Annotated in this window: 11 protein-coding genes; 6 read left to right on the top strand and 5 right to left on the bottom strand. The window is 43.6% G+C overall.

Going from position 1 to position 12,417, the window contains the following annotated elements; translation table 11 throughout:
- Nucleotides 1-29: 29 nt before the first annotated feature.
- Nucleotides 30-692 carry a CerR family C-terminal domain-containing protein gene (locus GKR71_RS05670; protein WP_036948028.1) on the top strand — a complete coding sequence of 221 codons (663 nt, stop codon included), beginning with the start codon at nt 30-32 and terminating at the stop codon, nt 690-692.
- A gap of 90 nt (nt 693-782) precedes the next feature.
- Nucleotides 783-1,667 carry a 4Fe-4S binding protein gene (locus GKR71_RS05665; protein WP_154634034.1) on the top strand — a complete coding sequence of 295 codons (885 nt, stop codon included), beginning with the start codon at nt 783-785 and terminating at the stop codon, nt 1,665-1,667.
- A 43-nt stretch (nt 1,668-1,710) separates the two neighbouring features.
- Here the strand turns inward: GKR71_RS05665 and GKR71_RS05660 are convergent, their stop codons facing one another.
- The gene (locus GKR71_RS05660; RefSeq protein ID WP_036948025.1) at nt 1,711-2,604 is read right to left on the bottom strand and encodes an alpha/beta fold hydrolase; all 894 of its coding nucleotides are present in this window, start codon (nt 2,602-2,604) and stop codon (nt 1,711-1,713) included.
- Nucleotides 2,605-2,740: 136 nt separating this feature from the next.
- Entirely contained in the window at nt 2,741-3,928 is a 1,188-nt protein-coding gene (locus GKR71_RS05655; protein ID WP_154634033.1) for an MFS transporter, read from the bottom strand.
- A gap of 110 nt (nt 3,929-4,038) precedes the next feature.
- Here GKR71_RS05655 and GKR71_RS20325 point away from each other — a divergent pair, with 110 nt between their 5' ends.
- Entirely contained in the window at nt 4,039-4,416 is a 378-nt protein-coding gene (locus GKR71_RS20325) for a LysR family transcriptional regulator (RefSeq protein WP_230085031.1), read from the top strand.
- A 6-nt stretch (nt 4,417-4,422) separates the two neighbouring features.
- Nucleotides 4,423-4,965, top strand: coding sequence for a substrate binding domain-containing protein (locus tag GKR71_RS20320; protein ID WP_230085030.1), 543 nt, complete (start codon nt 4,423-4,425; stop codon nt 4,963-4,965).
- Here GKR71_RS20320 and GKR71_RS05645 read toward each other — a convergent pair.
- The 3 genes from GKR71_RS05645 to GKR71_RS05635 all read right to left on the bottom strand — a co-directional run bounded on the left by GKR71_RS05645 (nt 4,962) and on the right by GKR71_RS05635 (nt 7,106).
- Entirely contained in the window at nt 4,962-5,591 is a 630-nt protein-coding gene (locus tag GKR71_RS05645; protein WP_036948015.1) for a helix-turn-helix transcriptional regulator, read from the bottom strand. The genes GKR71_RS20320 and GKR71_RS05645 overlap by 4 nt on opposite strands.
- 85 nt (nt 5,592-5,676) lie before the next feature.
- Complete coding sequence (locus GKR71_RS05640) at nt 5,677-6,645, bottom strand: threo-3-hydroxy-L-aspartate ammonia-lyase (RefSeq protein ID WP_036948014.1); 969 nt, start codon at nt 6,643-6,645, stop codon at nt 5,677-5,679.
- 44 nt (nt 6,646-6,689) lie between these two features.
- Nucleotides 6,690-7,106, bottom strand: a complete 417-nt coding sequence (locus GKR71_RS05635; RefSeq protein WP_154634032.1) for a RidA family protein — start codon at nt 7,104-7,106, stop codon at nt 6,690-6,692.
- A gap of 389 nt (nt 7,107-7,495) precedes the next feature.
- Here GKR71_RS05635 and GKR71_RS05630 point away from each other — a divergent pair, with 389 nt between their 5' ends.
- Both GKR71_RS05630 and GKR71_RS05625 read left to right on the top strand, forming a co-directional pair.
- The gene (locus GKR71_RS05630) at nt 7,496-11,230 is read left to right on the top strand and encodes a DUF4132 domain-containing protein (protein ID WP_154634031.1); all 3,735 of its coding nucleotides are present in this window, start codon (nt 7,496-7,498) and stop codon (nt 11,228-11,230) included.
- A gap of 37 nt (nt 11,231-11,267) precedes the next feature.
- The gene (locus GKR71_RS05625; RefSeq protein WP_154634030.1) at nt 11,268-12,377 is read left to right on the top strand and encodes an ATP-binding protein; all 1,110 of its coding nucleotides are present in this window, start codon (nt 11,268-11,270) and stop codon (nt 12,375-12,377) included.
- The last annotated feature ends 40 nt before the right edge of the window (nt 12,378-12,417 follow it).

The following is a 12,417-nucleotide window of genomic DNA, read 5'->3' as shown; positions in this document are numbered from 1 at the left end:
ATTTAATGTAATTAGGGTTTCAGCTGCATATGACAGAAATAAACAAAAACACACTCTCTTCGGAGCTGACGAAAGAAAAATTAATCAATGAAGGCATCAAACAGTTTGCTCTTTATGGTATTAATGGCGTGAGAACTCGTCAACTGGCTGAAAGTGCTGGAGTTAACCAATCTGCCATCCCTTATCATATGGGAGGAAAGATGGGGGTCTATGCAGCTGTTATCCATAAAATTGCGGCAGATCTTGCCCAAATGAGCAATGTGAGCATATTTGATGTGCAGTTTGAGCAATTAAAATCACGGGCAAGTCATGAGGTAATAGAGGTTGAATCATTACTCCGACTATTAATAAAAGGGCTAGGGTTGGCGTTGCTGTCACCGGAACATGAGTATTATTCAATATTAATCTTAAGAGAGCAGTTAGAACCTACAGAAAATGCAGATATTATCTTTAAAGAGTTTATCGAGCCTTTTCATTCTCGCTTAACTTCACTTGTCCAATTTATTACGGATAAAGATCAAGCAACGGCGATTATTTCAGCACATGCTTTAATTGGGCAAGTTTTGGGATTTGTGATTGCGAAAAAATCACTATTAAAACGCTTGAATCAAAAAAATCTTGATAAAGATTTATTGGACAAAATCCTAGAGCAAGTGAGTGTCTTTGCGTGTAATGCCGTCATATCTCGTTAATTTTTAATTTATGTCATGTTAATTTTAAGCCGTTGCATTAAGATGATAGAAAGTTATTAAGCTTAATCATCAAAGGTAAACGAATAGATTATGCGGCGGTTCATTCAGTTAGATCTTCCTCCAGAACCTGTTATTAATGAAAAGTGTGTCCATAAGCGCTTGAAAAATAGTGTTTGTGACAACTGTGCGAGCAGCTGTCCTGTGGGTGCGATTTCTTTTGGTTTTATGGATGCGAAAATTGATAATGAACTGTGTTATCAATGCGGTAACTGCCTGTTTACCTGTCCAGTCGATGCCATTGAAAATATTCAACCTCATGAACGAACCTACCAAAATGGCTTTTTGGTTATCAGCCATGATGAGCCACTTGCTAGCCCTGAAGAACTGATTGTTTGGCATCGTCAATATGCCATTCGAGGTATGCAAATTCCCGAACCGTTGGTGGACAAATGGTTGCCAGCCTTAGCCGCATTAAATTTAAAACTGGAAGCATTACAAGAGCCTATTTGGAGTTTGACTATCACCAAACCTGCGGAAGTGGATAGTGGGCGGCGTAGAATGCTTTTTCGTCAAAAATTAGATAGTCAGCCATTAGATAGTGGCAAGGTTAAAACGGGATTAAATGCCAGAAAACAGTTTTATCCTGAAGATAGCTGGTTCCATATTGCATTAGATACGGCGAGTTGCATTTTATGTGGCGCATGCGCGAAAGTGTGTGATGAGCAGGCGATAGAGCTAGAAGATCATCAATTTAGTTTAGACGATAAGCGTTGTACCGGCTGTATGAGCTGCCAAGTGGTCTGTTTCCCAAAATCAATTCAAGTTCACCCTCACGTAGCAAAAAATAGCGAACCACAGCATTTCCATTATTTTGAAGGGACATGCCAAAAATGCCAATTACCTTTTTCGGCATGGACTTCGGAAGAAACCCTGTGCCCAATTTGCGCACAACATAAACAGCAAGGCTGGCTATAAATAAACGCCTTTATTCAGGCGCTTATTTACAAACTTAACTTTATTAATTAACTTCACTATCTCGCATATTCTCAATAATCATTTCAGCAATTTGAGGGTTTAATGCGGCTGGCGTATCGTGCCCCATACCTTCAATCACTTCTAATTTTGCCGTTTCAATATTATCAAAAATATCCTGACCTGAAGTGACGGGGAATAATGGGTCAACAGAGCCGTGAATTACCAGCGTTGGGGCAGTGATGGCACCGAGGAGAGGTCTTAAATCACCCGTTACTGCAACGGCAGCTAGCTGACGTTTAGTACCTTCAGGAGAGTAGTTACGCTGGAATGCTTGCGTAATATAGTCACGGCAATTTTCTTCATCAAACGGTACGCATGTTGAGCTAATACGGCGGTAAAATGCGAGTTGCCCAGCAATGTAGCCTTCAAAATCCTGTTTAGGATCTACGCTAGGAGACATGAGCATTTTCATGACATCCGGCTCGCTTTGCGGTAATTGCGGATTGCCAGTTGATGACATAATTGGACAAAGTGAAAGAGTGCGGTTCGCAACTTTTGATGCTACTACTTGCGCTATCATTCCGCCCATTGAACGCCCTACAATATGGGCTTTTTCGATGGATAAGGCATCTAACAAGGCGATAATATCATTGGCCATTTCAAATAAGGTGTAGGGAACATCGACATGCTCGCCGTTTTGTAATCGCTCAGCCATTTCTCCGATATTCAGTGGCGGGTAATTATCTAAATGTGGCGATAAGCCCGCATCACGGTTATCGGGACGGATAATATAAAAGCCTGCATCTGCAATTTGTTGGCAAAATTCTGATGTCCAACTAATGTTATGTCCACCTAACCCTGCAATAAGTACGACAGCAGGATGTTCTGACTGACCAAAGGTATCGTAATACAGTGTTAATGGTGCTGTTTTTGTCATTTTATTTCCCTATTTTTGGTGATAGCTATTTATGCAATAACTCAGCAAGAAAGGCTAGCGCTAAAAAAAACAATCGTTACTAATTTAAACGCCATTTACTTTAGTTATTAATAATAAATCGACTTTGTTAGAGAATTTAGCGAGCTTTTTTCTGGTAATCATTGATCCCTAACAGCGCAAGCGCAGCTACAAATGACAATACCGCGACATGTAAATTGCCAATTAACCCATACAGTGAGACGAAAGCACCACCAAGCGCAGAGCCTAAGGCGATTCCGCTATTAAAAAAGGCAATATACAGGGAGCTTGTGGCTTCAATATTATGGGTGCTGTAACGCATCATCCAAGTCATTAAAGTGACAGATACGCCACCATAAGCAATTCCCCAAAGTACCATGATGGATAATGCCATCCATACACTCATTGGAAAGAATATATATGCTCCTAAACTTAAGATAAGACCGCTGGCTATCATCACGACCGTAAAATTTAGGTGTTTGTTGGCGGTGAGCCCAAATAGGAAGTTACCTACGATACCTGCCAACCCGTAAATCAGTAATAAACCCCCTAAAAGGTCGACTGAAATCAAATCATTATTGGATAGCAGCGCACGAATATAGGTAAATGCCATAAAATGCCCGGATACAATAAGCAGCGTTATTAGCAGCCCATTGATAATGATGGGACGCTTAATTTCAGTGATAAACGTTTTGAATGTGGGAGACGTCATCGCGGGAAGAGAAGGTAATTGCGTGAGTAAAGAGAGGAAAAGTAGCAATGAAATAAAGGACATTGAAGCAAATGCGACACGCCAGCCTAGCCATTCGCCCATTAAAACGCCGAAAGGTACGCCCAATACAGACGCTGCTGCCACGCCACCAAAAACTAACGACGTTGCTAGCGCGACAGAGGGGGCTACCACTAAGCGAGGCACTAACCCGCCTGCTAATGCCCAAATAATGCCAATACAAACGCCAACAAAAAGACGACTGATCAAGAGTAGCCAATAATACGGTGTTAAAGCCGCCACTAAGTTACAAAGGGTTAGTAAAAGCGCCCCAATCAATAACAGTGTTTTGCGGTCAACAGAACGCGTAAATAACACAATCAGCGGTGAGCTGATGGCGGCGCTGATAGCAGGAAGTGTCATTAAGAAACCGGTGGTTGCTAAAGAAACAGAAAAATCTTCCACAATCGGCGTTAATAGCCCTACAGGGATCATCTCGGTTGTCACCACACTGAAGGTCGCCAACATGAGCGTCAGGATGGCTCCCCATCGCTGTTGAAAAGTTGCATTGGCTTCAATCGTTATTGTATTCATCATATAAAGTTCCAAATAATTACGGTCAGTAAATAGTTTCAAGCGTGAATTGATCTTATCTGGGACATTATTGATAATAAATATCACTGCTGTGGCTTCATTGGGGATAAATCGTGTCTAATTCAGCATCATTACTGATGGATAACTTGTTCGACTTGAAAGTCTTTGTGGATGTGGTTGAAACAGGAAGCTTCACGCATTCTGCGGAAAGACTGGGTATTTCGCGTTCAGCCGTCGGGAAATGTGTCGCGCGATTAGAAAACCGAATACAAATTCGCTTATTGCATCGCACAACGCGAAGTCTTCGCTTAAGTGATGAAGGGCAAACGGTGTATGAAGGGGCGCTCAAAATTTTACACGAAGTCGCCAATATCGAAAATGAACTGAGTCAGGGACAACAACAACCGAAAGGGTTATTGCGCATTACGGCTCCGGTCATATTTGGACGTTTGTACATCATGCCTATTGTCAAAGAATATGTACGGCGATGACCTAATGTGGAGGTAGATGTTCATTTCTCGGATGACTATAGCGATATTGTCGGGGAAGGGTTTGACCTCGCCATTCGTATTGGGGGAAATGATGATAACCGGCTGATCCGTAAAGTCTTAGCGCCACATCGAATGGTCACTTGTGCATCTCCTGCCTATTTACAACGATATGGTACTCCGCAGAGCATTTCAGAGTTAGTAAAGCACCAAAAGTTGGCGTTTAAACATCGGGGCAGTGTGGTTTCGTGGCAATTTCATACCCCTCAGGGAAAGCAACTATTACCCGTATCAGGGCGCCTGACGTTGAATGACACTCAGGCAATTCTAGATGCCAGCATTGAAGGCGAAGGAATTTGCCAGTTAGGGGTTTTCTTCGTGGGAACTGCTATTCAGCAAGGGCGACTACTACCGATATTGAGTGAATTTTCTCGCCAAGAATCATCGATTTGCGCTTTATATCCGACAAAACGTTATTTGCCGCTCAAAGTGAGCTACTTCCTAACGTTGATCGATGAATGCTGGCAAGGAAAAGCAATTTGGGATTTTTAACTGTCTTTTTTGGCATATAAATAGACCGAAGCTCGAGAAACCCCAAGGTGTTGCGCGATGGTATCCATGGATTTTTTAATATCAAGAAGACCTTCTTTGCGTAAAATCTCGATTAAGGCAACTCGGTCATCCGCCTTCAAGGTACGTGGAGTGGCGGCGATAGAAGCGGCGTATTGATCGATGCGAGTACGAATAGCTTCGCTGCCGTTGGGTTCTAGATGCTCTTTGACGGGGCTGCATCCCACCTCTGTAAATTGTGACAGCATACTTTGCATACTGCGAAACTGGGTCATATCTAAATTGAGGCACAATGCAGCAACGTATTGCCCAGTTTCATCTTTGATACCGATTGATGTGCTCTTGGCTGGGCGTCCATCTGGAAATTGATTGGCATAATTGGCGATGATATTGGGGAAATCGGCGGATTCAATACGGGCGAGACCCAATTCAGTTGTCGGTTGACCTTCTTTGCGCCCAGAGAGGTTGTTATGAATTGAAATAATCGAATGTTCGGGGTTTTTCAGATCATGAACCACTACTTCACAGAAAGGGGCGAAGGTCTCACTTAACCCTTGTGCTATGGCTTCAATTTGTGCCAATAAACTGTTTTCTTGTGGCTTTGCCATAACTCTACCCCTTCATCTATTTTGGATATCTCTTTAAATATTAAACTATTTTTTTCAATTCTAATAGAGAAGGGGCATAAATTGCTTAAGCTAACATTAATTCTGCGAAGCGTTTAATGTCCACATTTCCGCCGCTAATAATAATCCCAATACGTTTGCCGCGCAGCTGTTCTTTCATTTTCAAGGCGGCAGCGAAAGAAAGGCAACCTGTCGGCTCCACAATTATTTTCATACGCTCAGCATAGAACTTCATGCGATCAACTAATTGCGCATCGGTCACAGTTAAAATGTCATCCACATTTTGTTTGATTAGCTCAAAAGTGTAGTTCCCCACATGTTGAGTTTGTGCACCATCTGCAATAGTTTTTGGCGTATCAATGTGCACAATTTTTCCACTACGGAAAGATTGCTGCGCATCATTACCGGCTTCAGGTTCAACGCCATACACTTTGCAATTCGGCGATAATGCGCGCGCTGCGAGTGCACATCCAGAGAGCAACCCACCACCACCTAAGCAAACAAAGAGGGCATCCAGCTCGCCAACTTCCTCAAACAGCTCTTTAGCCGCAGTACCTTGACCCGCAATAATATCCACATGGTCGTAAGGTGGGATGATGGTCAATCCCTCTTTTTCGGCAAGATCGCGACAAAGTTGCTCTCTATCTTGGGTATAGCGGTCAAATCTAATCACTTTAGCGCCGTAGCCTTGGGTGGCGGCAACTTTGACTTCTGGAGAATCAATCGGCATCAAAATGGTGGCTGGAATATTCAACATTTGTGCCGCCAGCGCGATACCTTGAGCATGGTTTCCTGATGAAAATGCGATTACTCCTGCTTTTTTTTGCGCTGGAGTAAGTTGTGAAAGAGCATTTAACGCGCCGCGAAATTTAAATGCCCCCATACGTTGGAAATTTTCACATTTAAAGAATAACTCAGCGCCAAACTCTTTGTTGACTGTCGTGGACGTCATCACTGGGGTTTTGTGAGCAATACCTGCAATGCGCTGTGCTGCGGCTTCGACATCTTGATAGGTCGGTAATGTTAATTCAGACATGATATACCCCATTATTAAATGGCTCATTGGTAATAACTTGATTTTTATAACAACGCGTTCGCCGCGACAGCGGTTGCTTCAATTTCGATCCCTGCACCAAAATGCAGTTCACTAACACCCGCAACGGCGCGAGCAGGACGAAAGTCGCCAATCCAATTGGCATAAATTTGATTAAAAACCGGCCAATTGTCCATATCCGAGATATAAACCCGAACCTGAACCAATTGTTGCCGACCGACACCACTGGCAGATAAGCAAGCCTCTAAATTTGCTAATACCTGTTCTGCTTGCTGAGTAAAGGGTGCGTCCGCATGAACATTTCCTTGGCTATCTGTGGGTAATTGCCCCGATACAAACACGAAACCATTCGCTGTGACTGTGTGTGAATAGTGCCCTCTTGGTGGAACCAGCTGGGAAGCATTAGTGTATACGATATCTGTGTAAGCGGTATTTTGGCTCATTGATTTTCCTCATTCGGAAATTTAATTTATACAATAAGTCTAATATTGGACTATATGTTTAGTCAATGGCTTTTTTGCTGTTTAAATGAACTAAAAATTTTCGTCAACTTGCCGATGATATCTGGGCAGATCAAGCTAAAAATGAGAAAGATTGTTATAGATGGCATTTTGCTCACAACGTCATACATTACTGATCAATCTTCCATAAACAGGCGGTATTTGAAGCAAGTGTTGGGAAAATAGCGGGGGAATAATTAAATTATTGGTATTTAATTCCAGATGAATAATTAAGCAATAAAGTTAAATAATCAGGAATAAGAATAATCAAATTGAGATGAATAACTAAAAATGATAAGAAGTTGTTATATAACTACATTTAGGAAATTAACATGGCTAAAATTACCTTTGACCTTCTGGCTATTTATGGCGAAAAAGGGGAAACCGCAGGATTACAATATTTACAAGAATCCCTGCTTCCTTTTGCCGCATTTGAAGAAAGCTTACCCAAATCGCTCTTTGATTATGTCATTGAGGGTAAATCCCCTGAAATTCTCATGAAGCTGGGGCAGTTGGACAAAGAAAAAGCCACAATTTTGTTAGACAAACCGGGAACGGTCGATTGGTGGTGGGGAAGTCACAGTTTTGATGCCGGCTCGTATAGCAAAGTGATCCGTCAAGGTAAAAATGCTCGCCATAAACTGTATTCTAAAGTAGGTGATGATATTACGCCCGCGCAGATCGCGCGTTTTGCTAAAGTACTCGCGTCCGCCTGCCAAGAGGTGAATATCAAAATTCTGACGCCAGAATTGCCTTCTTGGATGCTGTATTTACTGTGTGATGCATTTGTAACCACCTTTGAAAATTCACGCCATGCTAAATATGAACATCGTAAACATTGGAATTACGAGCTGCTCAGTCAGTTAGTGGAGAATGAAGCCGAACAACCGGGTAACACCGTGCTATACGGCATTTTTGATAGACAAAATCTGTCGGATTATCACTACGAAAATATGGCGTTATTATTCGCTATCCCAGGTTTAAAAGAATATTTAATTGCTGAGCAAGACTTTATTCGCCAAAGCCTACTGAGCAATTTATCCGCTTGTGGTCAGATCCAATTGATCGACACGCTGAGAAAAGACGAAGCGCTGTATAGTGTGTTTGCCGATATTTTAGTGCTATTGGCAACCAGTTCACTGAAAACCGTGCGTTCAGCAGCTGAGCCAGTGATGTCTATTCTGCCGGAAGAAGCGGTTAAAACCCACTTAACCAAAGTGCTGCTTGAAGGAACGCCAAAACAACGTACGCAAGCGGCGGATCTGTTCGCCCGTATTGGTAAAGATCGAGATATTCTTGAAGTAGCGTTGAAAGTGGAGACCAACAAAACCGTCCTCAAGAGCATTGAAAGTGCGATTTCTCGCTTTGATGTGATGGATTGTGCGAGTGAAGTGGAAGAGGTCGAAATTCCAGAGATTATCCCGATGGAAGATACGCCACTACCAGAAAGCGCAGTCGATATTTTGGTATCTAACTTCCGTGAAATGCTGCAAAAAGCCAAAGAAAATGCTGAGCGCGAACGGGAAGAAAACAAACAAGAAAAGCATAAATACACGTGGTCACAACGCCATTACAAAGAGTTCAGTCAACACAGTGAAGACGAATGTGCTGGCTTATTAGCTAAACTAAACTCGGGTGTCGGAGTGATTACCGATCATGAATACAATGTCATTAAGCACAAAGAGCGCATTAATAATTTACCGGAATTCACGCTATTCCACGCGTTGCGTTTGCTGAGTCATAACCGCTCTGATGTTGAGCATTTTTCTCACTATCAACTCACTCGTGAAGTTCCCGTTCGCATCTTATCGCAACTCGATTTACGTCAATTAGAAAAAGGGCTTGAGCAGTGCCATTTTAAAAATGCGAGTCGCTTAATTGCTGACTTATGCCTGCGTTCATACAGTGATGGATTAGGGCTATTTAGAGCGCCGGAACAAATTTGGCCGTTCTTTATGCAGTACCCCGATTTCTTAAGTGAAGCGCTGGGGCTTATCCCGCAGCACCAAGGGCATCGTTATTACCAAGAGTATGATGCGTCTAATGCGGTAACCATTTTAGGTAAATACCCGACCATTCCGGCACGATTCATTCCTCGTATTATGGAGTTGGCGCTGGGTGAAAACAAAACTCACCGTTTAAGTGCTCAAAAATTGCTGGAAACCTTACCAAGCATTCACGTTAATGCGGCAGAAGGCCTTGATTCTGGTAAACAAGAGATCCGCGTTACTGCTATCGAATGGTTAGCTCGCTTAAAACATCCAGATTCACTAAAACCGCTGTACGCGTTGCTGAAAAAAGAGAAACGTGAAGTGGTAAGAGCCGCATTATTAACGGCATTAGAGCAATTTGGCGAAGATATTTCCGGTTACTTGGCACCGAAAGTTTTGTTGGCGGAAGCGCAAAAAGGCTTAAAAGCCAAAGCACCCGCGAGCATGGCATGGTTTGATTTGGACGCCATTCCAGCCATGACCTGGCAAGATAATAAAAAGGTGGATGCGGACATCATCCGCTGGTGGATCATTCTGGCGGTGAAATTAAAAATGCCGGCGGGTAATGGGCTATTACAGCGCTATATCAGCTTATTATCATTAGACAGCCAGCGTAAGTTAGGTAGCTTTATTCTCAACAGCTTTATTAGCCAAGATGTGGCAGGACCATCACTGGAAGCGGCGATGGCGGAAGCACAAAGAGATGCGCCATCACGCTTGAAAAACTATCAAGATTGGCTAAAACGCTGGCCTGAATACTATGCCAAGTATGAAAACTTCACCCTTGAGCAGACCATCAACGAGATCAAAAACGAAGTATTAGGTCGTTATTTGGGCTCGGCAATCAGTGAAAAAGGGATGCTTGCGCTGATTTGTGGTGTGGAGGGACATGTTGCCGTAACCATGCTGCGTAACTATATGCATGACCATTACCAGCGCCGTGCCCAAATTGAAGCGATGATTGACGCGATTGCCGTCAGTAACGATCCGCTGATCATTCAGCTTTTATTATCATTATCGCGCCGTTATCGCACCGCATCAGTCCAAGAAAAAGCCCGCGGACTGGTGGCTGATATCGCACAACGTAACGGTTGGAGCGCGGATGAATTGGCAGACAGAACTATTCCAACTGCGGGTATGGATGAAACGGGGACTTTAGTACTGGAATATGGGGATCGCACGTTTACTGCCAAGCTCGATGCTCAGCAAAAACTGGTGCTATTTAACCCTGAAGGTAAAGAGATCAAAGCGCTGCCGGCGGCACGTAAAACCGACAACGAAGAGCTGATTAAAGAGTCGAAAAAACTCCTAACATCCAGCAAAAAAGAGCTTAAGCAAGTTATTGAATTACAGACTGCGCGTTTGTATGAAGCGATGTGTGCAGAACGTTTGTGGAGCACGGCGGATTGGCAGGAATACATTCAAAATCACCCAGTGATGCGTGGTCTGATTGAACGACTGGTTTGGTTAGAAGTGAAAGATGACCAAGTGATCAACCAATTCCGTCCATCCGATGATGGTTGCTTGTTGAACCTTGATGACGATGAAGTCGAATTGAGCGAAGATTCCAGCATCAAGCTCGCTCATGCGGCGTTATTATCAGACGCTGATCGTAAAGCGTGGATTGCTCATTTTAAAGATTACAAAGTCAAATTCCTATTCTCGCAGATGGATCACACCATTCCAGATCTGGCGTTAACGCTCACGGAAATCGAAGATAGAAAAGGCTGGCTAACGGATACCTTCACCCTACGTGGCGTGTTAACCAAAATGGGTTATCAGCGCGGCCAAGCGGAAGACGGCGGAAGCTTCTGTCATTACTTCAAATATTTCTCCAGCCTAGATTGCTATGTGTATATGGAATTCAGTGGTAGCTATGTCCCAGAAGAAAATATCCCTGCGGTGTTGTACTCCTTGAGTTTTGACCAAGCACAAAAAAGCTCGTGGGATAGAGGCTATGTGGAACTGAAAAACGTGCCGCCGATCCTGTTAGCCGAAAGCTATGCTGACTACCTGAAAGTCGCGGATGCCTGTAGCGGTTTTGACCCTGAATGGGAAAAGAAAACCCCGTGGTAATCATTGATTAATCGACGCATAAATTTAGGAAACCAACATGGCTAAGGCGAAACAAGTAACAGAAGGCGTTCTGCGTGAAAGCGCAGAAGTGCGCTTTGCGGATGAATTAGAACGATTAACCCAAGCGGATAAAGGCAACCCTAAACCACAAGGTTGGCTACGTTCCCCGCGGGCGGTACGTCAATTTATTCTTGGGGATGAGGCACTGCAAATTACCCCTAAATTTTTTGGTGACGATGCGCTGGTTGATCGCGCCATTGTGACCTTACTGGGTAAACAAGGGTTAATGCTGGTGGGGGAGCCTGGTACGGCGAAATCCATGCTGTCCGAGTTATTAGCGGCGGCGATTAGTGGTGACTCAGGTTTAACCATTCAAGGCACGGCGGGTACCACAGAAGACCATATTAAATATTCGTGGAACTACGCGCTGCTACTGGCGGAAGGTCCTACAGAAAAAGCCTTAGTGAGTTCACCGCTCTACCAAGGAATGCAACAAGGTAAAATTGTGCGCTTTGAAGAGATCACTCGCTGCCCACCTGAAATTCAGGATGTGCTGGTTAGCATGATGTCAGAAAAGCAAATGATGATCCCTGAGATGAAAGATAATGCACGGATCAGCGCCAAGTCAGGCTTTAACTTGATTGGTACTGCCAACTTACGTGACCGCGGTGTGCATGAAATGTCATCAGCACTTAAGCGTCGATTTAATTTCGAAACCGTCAAACCCATCCAAGATCCGGCATTTGAAATTGAACTGATCAACAAACAACTGACTGTTGAGCTTGGCGAGCTGGATGGCAAAGTGACTGTCCCAACGGACGTGATCGAATTATTAGTCACGACTTTTCAAGAATTACGTTCAGGTAATACCAAAGATGGTGGGAATATCAAAACCCCAGATGCGGTGATGTCTACGGCAGAAGCAGTTAATATCGCCTATGCCTGTGCATTGGAAGCTCACTATTTGGGGAATGGCACACTGAACGCAGGCGCTGTGGCGCGCCAGTTGATTGGTGTGGTACTCAAAGATAATGCGGATGATATCAAACGGATGCGTTATTACATTGATAATGTTGCCCGTGAACGTGCGAAACAGAGCGAAGCATGGAAAGCCTTTTTCGATGCATCTCGTGAATTCTGGCAATAATATCCGTCGTCGCAGTGTGGTGGTAAATACATCACCACAC

Origin of the sequence: Providencia sp. wls1922, assembly GCF_009706505.1 — a bacterium.
In the GTDB taxonomy this organism is placed as follows: domain Bacteria; phylum Pseudomonadota; class Gammaproteobacteria; order Enterobacterales; family Enterobacteriaceae; genus Providencia; species Providencia lanzhouensis.
Note: the sequence above shows the minus strand (reverse complement) of the source record. Positions and strands in the feature narration are given on the sequence as shown.

Coding starts and splice junctions, on each gene's coding strand:
- GKR71_RS05635 (WP_154634032.1), bottom strand. CDS start 7,106: ATGAGCCAAAATACCGCTTACACAGATATCGTATACACTAATGCTTCC.
- GKR71_RS05660 (WP_036948025.1), bottom strand. CDS start 2,604: ATGACAAAAACAGCACCATTAACACTGTATTACGATACCTTTGGTCAG.
- GKR71_RS05665 (WP_154634034.1), top strand. CDS start 783: ATGCGGCGGTTCATTCAGTTAGATCTTCCTCCAGAACCTGTTATTAAT.
- GKR71_RS05655 (WP_154634033.1), bottom strand. CDS start 3,928: ATGATGAATACAATAACGATTGAAGCCAATGCAACTTTTCAACAGCGA.
- GKR71_RS05670 (WP_036948028.1), top strand. CDS start 30: ATGACAGAAATAAACAAAAACACACTCTCTTCGGAGCTGACGAAAGAA.
- GKR71_RS05625 (WP_154634030.1), top strand. CDS start 11,268: ATGGCTAAGGCGAAACAAGTAACAGAAGGCGTTCTGCGTGAAAGCGCA.
- GKR71_RS05630 (WP_154634031.1), top strand. CDS start 7,496: ATGGCTAAAATTACCTTTGACCTTCTGGCTATTTATGGCGAAAAAGGG.
- GKR71_RS05645 (WP_036948015.1), bottom strand. CDS start 5,591: ATGGCAAAGCCACAAGAAAACAGTTTATTGGCACAAATTGAAGCCATA.
- GKR71_RS05640 (WP_036948014.1), bottom strand. CDS start 6,645: ATGTCTGAATTAACATTACCGACCTATCAAGATGTCGAAGCCGCAGCA.